The organism is Streptomyces sp. NPDC029169 (assembly GCF_055563935.1).
Genome location: NZ_JBVHXA010000006.1, coordinates 147,417 through 161,246 on the forward strand (window position 1 = coordinate 147,417; position 13,830 = coordinate 161,246).

Below are 13,830 nucleotides of genomic sequence, written 5' to 3' on the forward strand. Positions count from 1 at the left end.
CTCGTACGATACTCATCGTAGTACGGCATCTGTCAAACTACGGTGACTGTCGTACAATGATGGCTCCCGGACGAAGTGGAGCCGCCGTGACGACCGCGACCAGGACTCGCGCCCTCGACCATCCCGCGCGCGAGGAGATCCGTATCGAGGCCGTCCTGCACGCGCTCTCGGACCCGGTGCGGCTGCGGATCGTCGGCGACATGGCGCGCGAGGGCGCCGAGGTGAGCTGCTCGTTCTTCGACCTGCCGGTGACCAAGTCGACGAAGACGCACCATTTCCGGGTGCTGCGCGAGAGCGGTGTCATCCAGCAGGTCTACCGGGGCACGGCCAAACTGAACGCGCTGCGCAGGGACGACCTCGACGCGCTCTTCCCGGGCCTCCTCGACAGCGTCCTGGGAGCGGCCGACGCCCAGTCCGCACGCCTGGGCGCCTAGAGGCTCGAGGAAGTCACTCCGACCGGGCCGCCGCCCGCAGGCCCGCCCAGTCGGGGATCTTCACCTGGCCGCGGCCCAGCGAGTGCCCCAGGGCAGACTCCGCGCGCTCGATGGAGAGCCAGCCACGCCAGGCGACCGGCTCATGCCCCAGGTCCCGCAGCGCGGTGAGCGGGTCGCCCGCGACCTCCCGGCCGGCAAGATCCGCGGCGTCGGCAAGGAGTGAGGCCACGGTCTCCTTGGCGCACGGGCGGTTCGTGCCGATGACGCCCGTGGGCCCACGCTTGATCCAGCCCGCCACGTACTCGCCGGGCGACGGCGCACCGTCGCGCAGCACGCGTCCCGCCTCGTTCGGCACCGTGCCCCGGGCCTCGTCGAAGGGCAGCCCGGACAGCGGGACCCCCTTGTACCCGACGGCCCGCAGGACGAGTTGGGCCTCGATCTCCTCGTACCGGCCGGTGCCCCGCACACCCCCGGCCCCGTCCGGCTCGGTCCGCTCGAAACGGACCGCGGCCACCCGGCCGTCCTCGCCGAGCAGCTCCACGGGGCGCAGGAAGAACCGCAGCCGGATCTCGCGCGCCGCGTCGGACCCGGCCCCCGCACCCGCGTCCGCCCAGCCGCGCACGACCTCCACGTTCCGCCGGTTCACGGCGGGCAGTCCCGCGGGGTCCGCGTACGACGGGTCCAGGGCCAGGTCGGCCGGTTCCACGCTCACCCGCGCGCCCGGAAGGGCGCCCAGCTCCCGCAGCTCCTTCGTCGTGAACTTGGCCTGCCCCGGGCCGCGCCGCCCCACCATGTGCACCTCGCGCACCCGGCTGGCCGCCAGCGACCGGAGCGCGCCCTCGGGCACATCCGTCGCCCGCAGCTCGTCCGCGCCCCGCGCCAGGATGCGGGTGACGTCCACCGCCACGTTCCCCACGCCGATGACGACCGCCGAGCGGCCGTCCAGGCCGGCGCCCGATCCGGCGAAGCCGTTGCCCAGGGCGTCGGGGTGCGCGCTGTACCAGGAGACGAACTCCGTCGCCGAGAAGCTGCCCGCCAGATCCTCGCCCGGCACTCCGAGGCGCCGGTCCCGTGCCGCGCCCACGCAGTACACGACCGCGTGGTAGAGCTCCAGGAGGCGGGCCGGGGTCAGCCCGCGCGCGCCGATCTCGACGTCGCCGATGAAGGCGATCCGCTCGTCCTCCAGGACCGCCCGGAGGTTCTGCTGCAGCGACTTGATCTTCTCGTGGTCGGGCGCGACCCCGTAGCGGACCAGGCCGTACGGGCAGGGCAGCCGGTCCAGGACGTCGACCCGGACGTCGGGCACCAGCGACTGCTGGACCAGCGACTGGGCCGTGTAGACCCCGCTGGGCCCGGATCCGACGACTGCGACACGAAGCACGTCCGTACCCCTTCCCGCCGCGGGTGTACCCGCCGAGAGGCTTCCAGCATCCCACCGGAAGCCCCCGGACGGGAGACGCCCGACGCCGGCGGGGGCCCGGAGGACCCGAACGGCCCCCCGCGACGCCGGCGGACCGGACGCCCCCCCCGCGACCCCCGGCCGGACCCCTACATCGAGCGCATCCGGTTGATCTCCGCCGTCTGCTGCGCGATCACGTCGTTCGCCATCTCCTCCACCAGGACGTTGTTCCCCTGCCCCAGCACCTCGGCCGCCATCGTCACGGCACCTTCGTGGTGCTTGATCATCAGCTTCAGGAACAGCTCGTCGAAGGCCGTGCCCTTCGCGTTCCTCAGCTCGGCCAGCTGCGCCTCGGTAGCCATCCCGGGCATCGTGTGGTGGTCGTGACCGCTCTGCTCGCGCGGGCCGCCGTGGTTCTTCAGCCAGCCGTCCATCGCGTCGATCTCCGGCTTCTGCGCCGCCGTGATCCGGTCCGCCAACTTCTTGATCTGCGCCGACCCGGCCCGCCCCGGAGCGAGCGCGGTCATCGTGAGCGCCTGCCGGTGATGCACGATCATCATCTGCGCGTAGCCGAAGTCCGCCGCGTTGGGCTTGTCGTCGGGCAGCAGCCGGGACGCCTCGGCGGGCGATATCCGCCGCGCCGGTTCGCCGGGCTTCCCCGGGGCCACCACCGCGGGACCCGTGGACGCCTTGCTCCGCGGCGCGCTCTCGTCCGGGGCCGACTCGCAGGCGGACAGCGCCCATACGGCGGCGACGCTCAGCGCGACGGCGACAGCTCCACGGATACGGCGGTTCAACAAGGCGACCTCCAGGGGTGGTTCCGAGGGACCGGGGGAGAAGCGTCGGGCACCGTTCCTAGCACGTTTCTCAGGGGCGTCGGGCAAAAACATTCATGACATGCGTGTGGCCATCTGTTGAGATGTGCACGCTAAGGACGATACTGCCGGGGTCCATCAACCGTTCAACTGCGAACGGATACAAGGGAGGACGGAGTGACTTCGTTGCGTACCACGCGCATCACACGTACCCCGCGAGCCCGGATCAGAGGTCTGGGTGTGGCGACCGCCGCCGCCGGACTGCTGGTCAGCCTGCTCGCGGCCGGCCCCGCGGCCGCCACGCCCGACCCGGGTGACGCCGCCGCGCAGGGAACCGTGTCCTCGGAACAGGCGGCCGAAGCCCGGTCCGCCATCCAGAGCGGTGAGATACCCGGCGTGGACGAGATCGTCCACAGCGACAACATCAAGCACCTCGTGAACATCCCCAAGGACGCGCTCAAGGGCGCCAACTCCGACCTCGCCTTCCAGGGCAAGTACGCCTTCGCGGGCAACTACGACGGCTTCCGCATCTTCGACATCAGCGACCCGCAGGCCCCGAAGACGGTCGCCCAGGTCCTGTGCCCCGGAGCCCAGAACGACATCTCCGTCTCCGGCAACCTCGTCTTCCTCTCCACCGACTCCTCCCGCAACGACAACTCCTGTGCCAGCGTCAGCCAGCCGGCCACGGAGAAGTCCTCCTGGGAGGGCATGAAGATCTTCGACATCACCGACATCACCAACCCCAAGTACGTCGCCGCCGTCGAAACCGCGTGCGGCTCGCACACGCACACGCTGGTGCCCAAGAAGAAGGACGTGTACGTCTACGTCTCGTCCTACTCGCCGCGCGCCGAGTTCCCGGACTGCCAGCCGCCGCACGACGGCATCTCGGTCATCAAGGTGCCCCGCAAGGCGCCCGAGCAGTCCGCGATCGTGAACTTCCCCGTCCTGTTCCCGGGCGAGGGCCCGGACGGCGGCGGCAACCCCGGCGGTCCCACGAACCCGGGCGTCTCCAAGACGACCGGCTGCCACGACATCACCGTGCTGCCGGGCAAGGACCTCGCGGCCGGCGCCTGCATGGGCGACGGCATCCTCTTCGACATCGAGGACCCGGAGAACCCGAAGGTCATCGACCAGGTCCAGGACAACGTCAACTTCGCGTTCTGGCACTCGGCGACCTTCAACCAGAAGGCCAACAAGGTCGTCTTCACCGACGAGCTCGGCGGCGGCTCCGGCGCGACCTGCAACGCGGCCGTCGGCCCGAACCGCGGCGCCGACGGCATCTACGACATCGTCGGCAAGGGCGACAACCGCAAGCTGGTCTTCCGCAGCTACTTCAAGATCTCGCGCCACCAGGCGAACACGGAGAACTGCGTGGCCCACAACGGCTCGCTGATCCCGGTCAAGGGCAAGGACCTCATGGTCCAGGCCTGGTACCAGGGCGGCGTCTCCGTCTGGGACTTCACCGACTCGGCCAAGCCGCAGGAGATCGCCTACTTCGAGCGCGGCCCGCTCTCCACCACCACGATCAGCACGGGCGGTTCGTGGTCCGCGTACTACTACAACGGCTACATCTACTCGAACGACATCGCGAAGGGCTTCGACGTGCTGAAGCTCGACGACCGTCGTACGGACCCGGCCAAGCGCATCCGGATGGACGCGCTCAACGTCCAGACCCAGCCGGACTACTTCGAGGACTTCGAGGACTGACGCGGCACTCGGGGCGGTAACACCGAGGCCGTGAACGGCATGCCGTCGGGCGGACCCCCGTCCGGCGGCATGCCCTGCTCCCAGTCGAGCCCGTACCGCTGGAACAGCTCCGCCCGCAGCCGCGTCACCGGCATCGGCGCCCCCGGCAGCAGCACCGCCACCACCGCGCCCATCAGCAGCGCCCGCAGCAGCGGATAGTCCGCGTCCACGTTCGCCGAGCCGTACCGCGTCACCGTGTCCCGCAGCAGGAACGCCAGACGCTGCTGCTCCGGGCACTGCACGAACCCCTCGGCCTGCAGGATGCCCGCCATGTGCGTCCGCATCAGCACCGGACGGTCCACGGCCAGGCCGAGTATCGCGTCGATGGCCCGCGCCATCCGCTCCCGGCCGTCCTCCGTGCGCGGCTCGCGCTCCAGCGCCTCCTCCAGCGTCAGGTGCATCAACCGGTGCACGGCCGACTGCAGGAGCTGGCGCTTGCCCGGGAAGTAGTACGAGATCAGACCGCGCGCCGAACCGGCCCGCTCGGCGATGTCGCCCAGCGTCGTCGCCTCGTAGCCGCGCTCCGACACCAGCTCGACGGTCGCCTGCAGCAGCCGCTCGCGGGAGCGCCGCCGAAGCTCTTCATTGACCGATGGGCTACGCGGGGACATGCTGGACTCCTGCGTTGACTGGCTCACAGCCAATATACTCAGCGCAGCCTGCTGTCGCGCCTTCGTGGCTGGTCAGCGGGTTTGCCGTCTGTTCTGGGCGACGCGGGGGATCGTCCAGGACAGGCGGCTTCACGGCGTTTCTCCCATTCTGCTCCGGTCCGGGCCTGACGGGTCCACCCCTCCGGTGCCCCGCCCGTCTCTGCCGTACCGGCGGTATGTGACGATCGTCACAGCGACGACGCACCAGCCGAGCAGCCAGCCGGCCACGACGTCGGACAGCCAGTGCACGCCCAGATAGATCCTGGTCCATCCGGCACCGAGCACGGACACCAGCCCCGCCACCGCGAGCAGGCTCCAGCCCCGCCAGGTCTCCCGCCAGTGCAGGGCGAGCACCCAGAGCAGCAGCCCGCAGCCCACCATCGCCGTCATCGCGTGCCCGGACGGGAAGGCCGCGTACTCCGCCGAGTCCACAGGATCGGGCCAGCCGGGCCGCTCCCGCCCGACCGCCGCCTTCAGCACCTGCTGCACGCCCGACGTCAGCAGGATCGCCACCGTCAGCCACAGGGCGAGCCGCCGCTCGCGCCGCCACCACAGCACGAGGACCGCGACGGCGACGAGCGCCCGCATCGTCCACGGGTCCCAGACCCAGTCGGTCAGGATCCGGTTGAAACGGGTGAACCCGGGCTCTCCGAGGGCGCTGCGGTGCAGGGCGTCGGCGACCGAGCGGTCCAGGGAGAGGAGCGGGGACCAGCCCACCGCCACGAGCACGAGCAGCAGCACGGCCAGAGCACCGGAGACCACGGCGGAGGAGCGCATGAGCCGATCTTCCCCGACGCTCGCGGAGGAGCACCCGTGCCCTCGCTGTCGGGACTACCCGAGCGCCTTCAGTGCGGGGACGAACGCCACCAGGACGGGCACCACGGGCACCAGGGCGGCGGCGGCCGTCATCCGCAGCCGCCGGCCGGCTGTGAGCCGGGGCGCGGCGGTCAGAAGCCGGTTCACCCGGCGGGGAAGGTCCGCGTCGGGCGCGGGGCCGGGGCCGAACACCCCGCGCTCCTCGTTGAGTTCCACCAGCGCGAGGGCGATCGTCAGCCGCCCGAACCGGCGCGAGGCGACATCGTCGGCCGCCCGTTCCACCAGCCGGTGCATCTGGTCACGGAAGGCCGCGAAGACCGGAATCCCGGGGAAGCCGCCGGCCAGCGCGCCCGAGCAGTGCAGCAGCCAGTCGTGTCGCGCCCGGGCGTGTCCCTGCTCGTGGGCGAGGACCGCGTCGAGCTGGCGCCCCTTCAGCCGGCGCAGCGCCGCCGTCGTGATCACCAGCTGCGGCCTCGTCCCCGGCAGCCACCAGGCATCCGGACGCTCGCCCTCCATGACGACCAGCCGCTCGCTCCCCGGCTCCTCGCCGGGCAACAGCGGGGAACGGACCAGCAGTTCGCAGCGCCGCTGCCGACGGCGGACCCGCGCCCCGCGGATCTCCCTGGTGAGCATCGCGCCGGTCCACAGCCCGCCACTGGCGAGGAGCACGGCGAGCGCCGCCGACCAGGGCTGGCCGGTGCCCAGCCCGTACGCCTCGATCACCCGGCTCGGCGCAGGCGCGAACACCTGACCCCGTACCACCTGCCAGGCAGCCGCCGCGCTGAACGTCATCGACAGCGCGAAGCACAGCAGCACCGCGGCCACCACGCACTGCCACACCCACAGCGCCACCACGGGCTCGCGTTCCGCCCAGTCGGACCGCGACAGCAGCCGCGGGGCCAGCACAGCGGTCAGTACGCCGAGCGCGAGCAACGCGAGGGAGACCGACATGACGCCAGCCTATGAGGCCGCGCTACCCATGGGTACGCCCCTCGCGCGCCAAGTGACGCACGCCACGGCCCCACCGGCCCGCCGGCCGGCTCACATCGCGACGAGCATCGCCAGCATCGCGAGCGCCATCGACAACCGGCACACGAGCGTGAACTCGGGCCGTACGACCCACTCGACCGGCGGACCGCCCGCCGGCGCCGCCACCGTTACCGCCGCCGTCACCGGGACCAGTCTCGCTCCCGTACGCAGCACATAGACGGTGAAATAGACGAGCAGCGCGGCCGTCACCAGCGGCACGCCGCCACCGCCGCTGCCGTGCCCGCCGTGCGCCCCCTGCCCGGGCCACGCCATGTGGACCATCGCCAGCGAACCCACCAGGTGGTGCAGATGGTGTCCGCCATGCCGCACCGAGGCCAGCGCGAGCAGCGCCGCCGCCCCGAACACCGCCGCGTACACCGCCCATGACCAGGACGGCAGCGTCACTACCGCCGCCGGCAGCGCCATCGCGGCCATGCCGAAGCCCATCACGGCCTCGCCCGCCGCCGTCCTGCGCTCCTCTCCCGCGCAGCGGCGCGCCCGCAGCAGGCAGTACGCCCCGCTCGCCCCGCACAGCGTCAGCAACAGCCAGGCCGACAAGGCCGGTCCGTGCACGGCACACCTCCCCAGGTCTCCCTCCCCGGTCGATGCCCGCGCCCGGCCAGGCGCACGCGAGCGCACAGGCGTACGTGGGGGGAGCACACCCCGAGCGCGTTACCCTCGGGGGGATCGTCAGCGCCCCCGAGGGGAGACCCGAACCGCATGGACACCGTCACGACCCAGGACACCGGCCGGATCGCGTACCGCGACGCGGTGGAGGACGACGTCCCGGCCCTCGTTCCGCTCGTCGAGTCGGCCTACCGGGGCGACTCAAGCCGGGCCGGCTGGACCACCGAGGCGGACATCCTGCAGGGACAGCGGACCGACGAGGAGGGCGTGCGCGCCGTCATCACCACGCCGGGCAGCCGGCTGATGGTGGTGGAGCGCGACGGCGAGATCGTCGCCTGCTGCCAGCTCGAACACCGGGGCGACGCCGCCTACTTCGGCATGTTCGCCGTACGCCCCGAGCTCCAGGGCGCGGGCCTCGGCCGCCGGATCATCGAGGAGGCGGAGCGCCGGGTGCGGGAGATCTGGGGCGTGGGCGAGATGCACATGACCGTGATCTCGGTCCGCGAGGAGCTCATCGCCTGGTACGAGCGGCGCGGCTACCGCCGTACGGGACGCATGACCCCGTTCCCGTACGGCGACGAGCGCTTCGGCGTCCCGCAGCGGGACGACCTGGAGTTCGAGCTCCTCGTGAAACCGCTGGTGTGACGGCGGCGCTCAGGCCGTGAAGCGGCCGGTGCGGCGGATCTCCGGATAGTCGGTCGTCGCACCGTCCAGCTCCAGGGCGCGGACCAGCCGCAGATGCTCCTGGGTGTTGACCACCCAGCCGATCACCCGTAGCCCCTCCCGGTGGGCGTGCTCGACCGTCTCCAGGGTGAGGTGCTGGATGCTCAGGACGAGAGCGCCGGCGCCGACGGCCTTCGCCCGGTCCACGATGTCCGCCCCCCACTCCTCCGCGACGAGCGCGGTACGGACGCCGGGGACCAGCCGCGCGACCTCGGCGAGCGCCTCGTCGTGGAAGGAGAGGACCTCCACGCGGCCCACCAGGTCGCGCCGGTTCATCACCTCGGCGAGCGTCCGGGCCGCCGCCACGTCCTTGATCTCCGCCTGGAGCGGGGACCGCACCGCGTCCAGCACCTCTTCGAAGACGGGGACGCGCTCCCCGTCCCCGGCGTCGAGCTCGCGCAGCTCCGCGAGGGTCTTCTCGGCGATCGGGCCGCTGCCGTCGGTGGTCCGGCCGACATCGGCGTCGTGCATGACGACGAGGGCGCCGTCCTTGCTCAGATGGAGGTCAAGCTCGATGACGTCCATTCCGGCCTGTTCGGCGCGGACGAAGGACCGCAGGGTGTTCTCGGGCTCGACGCCCATGACTCCGCGATGACCGATGGTGAGGAAACTCAAGATCTTCTCGCTTCCGTCGATGTCCGGGCCCAGGTCCCTCCGGGCTCCCGGTGCGGCTCGGGGCGCAGCCTAATGACTTCACCGCGAGAAGGAAGCGCACGCGCGCGTGCCGTCGGAACGTGCCCCTCCGACGTGTGAGCCCGTCGGCGGAAGCGACTGCCGTAACCCTGTCCGACAGGAAAATTGACGGTGACCATGGGGGTCGCGCAGGATAATTTCCCAAGCTCCTCTTGTCCGGAGGAACCGCGGACGGATACGGTGTCTTGACGCGAGGTTCTCCTGTGGAGGAAGAGTAATGACGGAAATTCTTGTGCAGGACGTGACCGGTGGGGGGATATCCACCGCTGCTCCGGTGATCGAACACCCTGCCTGGCCCGAGCTCAAGAATGCCGTGGAGGGGATCCGTCCCTGGCAGAGCAAGGACGGCTCCATCGACTTCGAGGCCGAAGGCGCGCCGTCGCCCGACCAGGCCCGGAGCACGGTCGAGCGGATCGTGACGGCGGTCGAGAAGCTCTCCCCGCTGCTCCCGCACGACGCGGCGTACCACCGCGCGCTCGTCGCCGACCTGCGCAAGTGGGCCGAGGGCGGCTTCGAGGTCCCGGACTTCCTGGACTCCCTGCTCGCCTTCCAGCCGGCCGCCGACCGCCGGGACGGGCTCCAGCACCTGGCGCTCTTCCCGATGTACACCCAGAACGGCAACCCGGACCGCAACCTCGAAGCGGTCGTGCTGCGCATGGTCTGGCCGGAGTGGCTCTCCGAGCTGGAGCGCACCCGCTACGACAACCCGCTGTTCTGCGGCATCACCTTCGAGGACTTCACCGCCGGTTACGACACCAACTCGGCCGTCCTCTTCCCCGAGACGATCGCCGTCCGCGAGGCCCCCGAGCGCTTCAGCTGGGGCGGCATCTTCTGCGACCGCGAGGCCGCCCGCTTCCGCAAGGTCACCGAGGCGGCCGTGGACATCCTCGGCATCGAGCTGCCCGAGGACATCGCGGCCATGGTCGAGGACCAGAAGCGCTGTGAGGCCGCCTTCGTGCTCTGGGACATGGTCCACGACCGCACCCACAGCCACGGCGACCTGCCCTTCGACCCCTTCATGATCAAGCAGCGCCAGCCGTTCTGGATGTACGGCCTGGAGGAGCTGCGCTGCGACCTCACCGCCTTCAAGGAGGCCGTGAAGCTCGAGGCCGAGGGCAACGCGCACGGCCGCGACGTGCAGTACGCCGTGCTCTTCGACCGGATGTTCCGCTTCCCCGTCACCGGTGACCGCAACCGCAACTACGACGGTCTGGGCGGCCAGCTCCTCTTCGCGTACCTCCACAAGCACGACGTGGTGCGCTGGACGGACAACACGCTCAAGATCGACTGGAAGCGTGCCCCCGAGGTCACCAACCAGCTGTGCGCCGAGATCGAGAAGCTGTACCGCGAGGGCATCGACCGCCCGAAGCTGGTCCACTGGTTCAAGGCGTACGAACTCGTCTCCACCTACCTCGCTCCGCACCCCGGATCGCGCTGGGCCAAGGGTCCCGACGCCCTCGACCTGACGCAGCCGCCGCGCAAGCTCGTGGACGACGTGCTTCCGGACGAGTTTCCGCTCAGCATGTTCTATGAGGCCCTCTCCAAGAAGCTGAAGGCCGTGATCGCCTCCACCAAGGGCATCACCGCCGCGAACGCTTCGCGGACCGAGCAGGCTGCCGCGTGAACCCAGTCACGGAGGAGGAGGGGACGACCATGAACGCCAACGGGAACGGCGGGCCGCTGGAGGGTGCCGTCATCGCGGTCGCGGGAGCGGCCGGTCCGGCCGGGCGGGCGACGCTGATGCGGCTCGCCGAAGCCGGAGCCATCGTCGTCGGCTGCGACGCCGACCCCGCCCGGCTGGCCGAGGCGGTCGACGCCGCCCGGTACGCGCACGGCGGCGCCACGGTCGTCGGCGACACGGTCGACCTGCTCGACCTCGCGGCGACCAAGGACTGGGCAGCGAAGACCGAGAAGGAGTTCGGCCGGGTCGACGGTCTGGTCCATCTGGTCGGCGGCTGGCGCGGCAGCGCCTCCTTCACCGACACCGACCTCAAGGACTGGGACTTCCTGGAGCGGCTCCTCATCCGCACCGTCCAGCACACCTCGATCGCCTTCCACGACGTACTGCTGCGCAGCGGCCGCGGTCGGTACGTCCTGGTCAGCCAGTCCGGCGCGCACAAGCCGGTGGCCACCAACGCCGCGTACAACGCCGGCAAGGCCGCCGCGGAGGCCTGGACCCTCGCCATGGCGGACTCGTTCCGCAAGGCAGGGGGCGAGGACGCTCCGGACGCGGCGGCTGTCATCCTGGTGATCAAGGCACTGGTGCACGACGCCATGCGCGCCGAGCGCCCGAATGCGAAGTTCGCGGGCTTCACCGACGCCAAGGATCTGGCCGAAGAGATCGCCGCCGTCTGGGACCGGCCCGCGCAGGAAGTGAATGGACAGCGTCTGTGGCTGACCCCCAAGCCGTGACCCCGGCCCTGCCGTCGGGCCTGCCCGCGAAGACCGACGCCCGTCGTCACCACGACCCGTCGGTCCGGGGCTTCGCCAGCGACAATTACGCCGGCGCCCACCCCGAGGTGCTCGCGGCCATCGCCCTTGCCAACGGCGGTCACCAGATCGCCTACGGCGAGGACGACTACACCGAGCACCTCCAGCGGATCATGCACAGCCACTTCGGGCCGACCGCCGAGGCCTTCCCGGTCTTCAACGGCACCGGTGCGAACGTCACCGCCCTCCAGGCGCTGACCGACCGCTGGGGCGCGGTGATCTGCGCCGAGTCCGCGCACATCAACGTGGACGAGGGCGGCGCCCCGGAGCGGATGGGCGGCCTCAAGCTGCTCACCGTGCCGACCCCGGACGGCAAGCTCACCCCCGAGCTGATCGACCGGCAGGCCTGGGGCTGGGAGGACGAGCACCGCGCCATGCCGCAGGTCGTCTCGATCACCCAGAACACCGAGCTGGGCACCGTCTACACCGTGGACGAGATCCGGGCCATCGTGGAGCACGCCCACGGCAAGGGCATGAAGGTGCACCTCGACGGCGCCCGGATAGCCAACGCCGCCGCGTCCCTGAACGTGCCGATGCGCGCGTTCACCAACGCGGTGGGGGTGGACGTCATCTCGTACGGCGGCACCAAGAACGGGATGATGTTCGGCGAGGCCGTGGTCGTCCTCAATCCGGACGCGGTCAGCCACATGAAGCATCTGCGCAAGCTGTCCATGCAGCTCGCGTCGAAGATGCGGTTCGTGTCGGTGCAGCTGGAGGCGCTGCTCGCCAAGGACCTGTGGCTGCGCAACGCCTCGCACGCCAACGCGATGGCCCAGCGCCTCGCGGCCGGCGTGCGCGAGGTGGACGGGGTGGAGATCCTCTACCCGGTGCAGGCCAACGCGGTCTTCGCCCGGCTCCCGCACGCCGTGAGCACCCGGCTGCAGAAGCGGTTCCGCTTCTACTTCTGGGACGAGGCCGCGGGCGATGTGCGCTGGATGTGCTCCTTCGACACCACGGAGGACGACGTCGACGCCTTCCTTCAGGCGCTGAAGGAAGAGATGACCCACGGGCACTGATGCATAAGTATGCGGTCGATCAAGGAAATGCATTGACTTCCGATCGACCGCATACTTATGCTTGCCACTATGGAGCTGATCCAGCAGATCCCTGAAATCTCCGCCTACCTCGCCGCCGACGCGGTCAACAACCACGACCACCCGCTCGTGCGCAAGATAGCCGGCGAGCTGCGCGCCAAGCATCGCGATGCATACTCATACGCCAAGGCCGCCTATGAGTATGTACGCGACACCATTCCGCACTCCGCCGACTCCGGCGACATGCGCGTCACCTGGCGGGCCTCCGACGTGCTCGCCCAGGGCACGGGCATCTGCTACGCCAAGTCCCACGCCTACGTGGCCCTCCTGCGCGCCGAAGGCATCCCGGCCGCGCTCTGCTATCAGCGGCTCACCGATGACGACGGTTCGAACCCGGCCGTTCACGGTCTGGTCGCGGTCAGGCTGCCGGGCGAGCAGAGGTGGGCCCGCCAGGACGTCCGGGGCAACAAGCCGGGCGTCGACGCCCAGTTCTCACTGGAGGAGGAGCGGTTGGCGTGGACGGTTCGACCGGAGTTCAGTGAAGTGGACTATCCAGTGCTCTATGCTGAACCACACCCGGCTGTCCTGAGCGTGCTGAAGGATGCTCCCGACCGGCCGTACCTCTGGCGGACGCTCCCCACGGAACTCTGAATTCCGGAAACTCGAACGGCGGATCATGACCCTGACGCTCACCGTCTCCGACGAGGTGCGCACCCTCGTACCCGGCTTCACGCACCTCGCCATCGAGGCCCATGGGCTCGTCAACGGACCCAGTGACGAGGCCAGTTCGGCTCTGCTCGACGACGCCTCCCGCCGCCTCGCCGCGCGGCTCGACGGACAGGCCCCGGACAAGGACCCGCACATCGCGGCCTGGCGCGCGGCGTACTCCGCGTTCGGCGCCAAGCCCTCCCGTACCCGCAACTCCGCGGAGGCGCTGGCCAAGCGGGCCCTTGCCGACGGCGGGCTGCCCCGGATCAACCGGCTGGTCGACGCCTACAACGCGATCAGCGTCGCGCACCTCATCCCGGTCGGGGGCGAGGATCTCGACAAGATCCAGGGCGAGATGAGCCTCGTACGGGCCACCGGCGACGAGCCGTTCGTGACCATGGCGGGCGGCGAGGAGACCGTCGAGCACCCGGAGCCGGGCGAGATCGTCTGGCGTGACGAGGCGGGCGTCACCTGCCGCCGCTGGAACTGGCGCCAGGGTCCGCGCACCCGGATCGACGACGACACCGTCAACGCCGTCTTCCTGCTGGAGTCCCTCACGCCCATGACGCGCGAGGAACTCCTCGCCGCCGGGACCGAGCTCGCCGAGTCGCTGGAGAAGCTGAGCCCCGGGGCCCGGATCACCGTCCGCGACCCGGAGTAGGAACG

The 13,830-nt window shown here is 70.6% G+C and carries 15 protein-coding genes; 8 read left to right on the forward strand and 7 right to left on the reverse strand.

The window, feature by feature from the left end; all coding sequences use genetic code 11:
- The first annotated feature begins 86 nt into the window (after positions 1–86).
- Positions 87–434, forward strand: a complete 348-nt coding sequence (locus ACZ4VI_RS13920; protein WP_467999429.1) for a transcriptional regulator — start codon at positions 87–89, stop codon at positions 432–434.
- A 13-nt stretch (positions 435–447) separates the two neighbouring features.
- On the opposite strand, the gene ACZ4VI_RS13925 is transcribed toward ACZ4VI_RS13920, so the two are convergent.
- Positions 448–1,815: an FAD-dependent oxidoreductase gene (locus ACZ4VI_RS13925; RefSeq protein ID WP_467999430.1), complete on the reverse strand. Its 1,368-nt coding sequence runs from the start codon at positions 1,813–1,815 to the stop codon at positions 448–450.
- Positions 1,816–1,982: 167 nt separating this feature from the next.
- Positions 1,983–2,633 (reverse strand): DUF305 domain-containing protein, encoded by a 651-nt coding sequence (locus tag ACZ4VI_RS13930; protein WP_467999431.1) that lies wholly within the window; start codon positions 2,631–2,633, stop codon positions 1,983–1,985.
- 192 nt (positions 2,634–2,825) lie between these two features.
- Between ACZ4VI_RS13930 and ACZ4VI_RS13935 the strand changes: the two genes are divergently transcribed.
- Complete coding sequence (locus ACZ4VI_RS13935; protein WP_467999432.1) at positions 2,826–4,355, forward strand: LVIVD repeat-containing protein; 1,530 nt, start codon at positions 2,826–2,828, stop codon at positions 4,353–4,355.
- Here the strand turns inward: ACZ4VI_RS13935 and ACZ4VI_RS13940 are convergent.
- The 4 genes from ACZ4VI_RS13940 to ACZ4VI_RS13955 all read right to left on the reverse strand — a co-directional run bounded on the left by ACZ4VI_RS13940 (position 4,331) and on the right by ACZ4VI_RS13955 (position 7,462).
- Positions 4,331–5,005 carry a TetR/AcrR family transcriptional regulator gene (locus ACZ4VI_RS13940; RefSeq protein WP_467999433.1) on the reverse strand — a complete coding sequence of 225 codons (675 nt, stop codon included), beginning with the start codon at positions 5,003–5,005 and terminating at the stop codon, positions 4,331–4,333. The genes ACZ4VI_RS13935 and ACZ4VI_RS13940 overlap by 25 nt on opposite strands.
- A 129-nt stretch (positions 5,006–5,134) precedes the next feature.
- Positions 5,135–5,821 (reverse strand): phosphatase PAP2 family protein, encoded by a 687-nt coding sequence (locus tag ACZ4VI_RS13945; protein WP_467999434.1) that lies wholly within the window; start codon positions 5,819–5,821, stop codon positions 5,135–5,137.
- Positions 5,822–5,875: 54 nt separating this feature from the next.
- On the reverse strand, positions 5,876–6,811 hold the full coding sequence (locus ACZ4VI_RS13950; RefSeq protein ID WP_467999435.1) for a M56 family metallopeptidase: 936 nt from the start codon (positions 6,809–6,811) through the stop codon (positions 5,876–5,878).
- Positions 6,812–6,901: 90 nt separating this feature from the next.
- Positions 6,902–7,462 (reverse strand): DUF5134 domain-containing protein, encoded by a 561-nt coding sequence (locus tag ACZ4VI_RS13955; RefSeq protein WP_467999436.1) that lies wholly within the window; start codon positions 7,460–7,462, stop codon positions 6,902–6,904.
- A gap of 147 nt (positions 7,463–7,609) precedes the next feature.
- Between ACZ4VI_RS13955 and ACZ4VI_RS13960 the strand changes: the two genes are divergently transcribed.
- Positions 7,610–8,161, forward strand: coding sequence for a GNAT family N-acetyltransferase (locus ACZ4VI_RS13960; RefSeq protein WP_467999437.1), 552 nt, complete (start codon positions 7,610–7,612; stop codon positions 8,159–8,161).
- Positions 8,162–8,170: 9 nt separating this feature from the next.
- On the opposite strand, the gene ACZ4VI_RS13965 is transcribed toward ACZ4VI_RS13960, so the two are convergent.
- On the reverse strand, positions 8,171–8,854 hold the full coding sequence (locus ACZ4VI_RS13965) for a glycerophosphodiester phosphodiesterase (RefSeq protein ID WP_467999438.1): 684 nt from the start codon (positions 8,852–8,854) through the stop codon (positions 8,171–8,173).
- A 295-nt stretch (positions 8,855–9,149) separates the two neighbouring features.
- On the opposite strand from ACZ4VI_RS13965, the gene ACZ4VI_RS13970 reads away from it, so the two are divergent.
- The 5 genes from ACZ4VI_RS13970 to ACZ4VI_RS13990 all read left to right on the forward strand — a co-directional run bounded on the left by ACZ4VI_RS13970 (position 9,150) and on the right by ACZ4VI_RS13990 (position 13,825).
- Positions 9,150–10,556, forward strand: a complete 1,407-nt coding sequence (locus ACZ4VI_RS13970; RefSeq protein WP_467999439.1) for a DUF6421 family protein — start codon at positions 9,150–9,152, stop codon at positions 10,554–10,556.
- 29 nt (positions 10,557–10,585) lie between these two features.
- A complete protein-coding gene (locus ACZ4VI_RS13975) occupies positions 10,586–11,344 on the forward strand; it encodes an SDR family NAD(P)-dependent oxidoreductase (protein WP_467999440.1) in 759 nt (252 codons plus the stop codon).
- A gap of 20 nt (positions 11,345–11,364) precedes the next feature.
- Positions 11,365–12,438: a threonine aldolase family protein gene (locus ACZ4VI_RS13980; RefSeq protein ID WP_467999643.1), complete on the forward strand. Its 1,074-nt coding sequence runs from the start codon at positions 11,365–11,367 to the stop codon at positions 12,436–12,438.
- A gap of 69 nt (positions 12,439–12,507) precedes the next feature.
- The gene (locus ACZ4VI_RS13985) at positions 12,508–13,107 is read left to right on the forward strand and encodes a transglutaminase-like domain-containing protein (protein ID WP_467999441.1); all 600 of its coding nucleotides are present in this window, start codon (positions 12,508–12,510) and stop codon (positions 13,105–13,107) included.
- A 25-nt stretch (positions 13,108–13,132) separates the two neighbouring features.
- Complete coding sequence (locus ACZ4VI_RS13990) at positions 13,133–13,825, forward strand: B3/B4 domain-containing protein (protein ID WP_467999442.1); 693 nt, start codon at positions 13,133–13,135, stop codon at positions 13,823–13,825.
- Positions 13,826–13,830: the final 5 nt, after the last annotated feature.

Excerpts from the sequence above, each read along its gene's own strand:
- ACZ4VI_RS13950 (WP_467999435.1), bottom strand. The coding sequence starts at position 6,811 with ATGTCGGTCTCCCTCGCGTTGCTCGCGCTCGGCGTACTGACCGCTGTG.
- ACZ4VI_RS13975 (WP_467999440.1), top strand. The coding sequence starts at position 10,586 with ATGAACGCCAACGGGAACGGCGGGCCGCTGGAGGGTGCCGTCATCGCG.
- ACZ4VI_RS13960 (WP_467999437.1), top strand. The coding sequence starts at position 7,610 with ATGGACACCGTCACGACCCAGGACACCGGCCGGATCGCGTACCGCGAC.
- ACZ4VI_RS13970 (WP_467999439.1), top strand. The coding sequence starts at position 9,150 with ATGACGGAAATTCTTGTGCAGGACGTGACCGGTGGGGGGATATCCACC.
- ACZ4VI_RS13940 (WP_467999433.1), bottom strand. The coding sequence starts at position 5,005 with ATGTCCCCGCGTAGCCCATCGGTCAATGAAGAGCTTCGGCGGCGCTCC.
- ACZ4VI_RS13945 (WP_467999434.1), bottom strand. The coding sequence starts at position 5,821 with ATGCGCTCCTCCGCCGTGGTCTCCGGTGCTCTGGCCGTGCTGCTGCTC.
- ACZ4VI_RS13985 (WP_467999441.1), top strand. The coding sequence starts at position 12,508 with ATGGAGCTGATCCAGCAGATCCCTGAAATCTCCGCCTACCTCGCCGCC.
- ACZ4VI_RS13990 (WP_467999442.1), top strand. The coding sequence starts at position 13,133 with ATGACCCTGACGCTCACCGTCTCCGACGAGGTGCGCACCCTCGTACCC.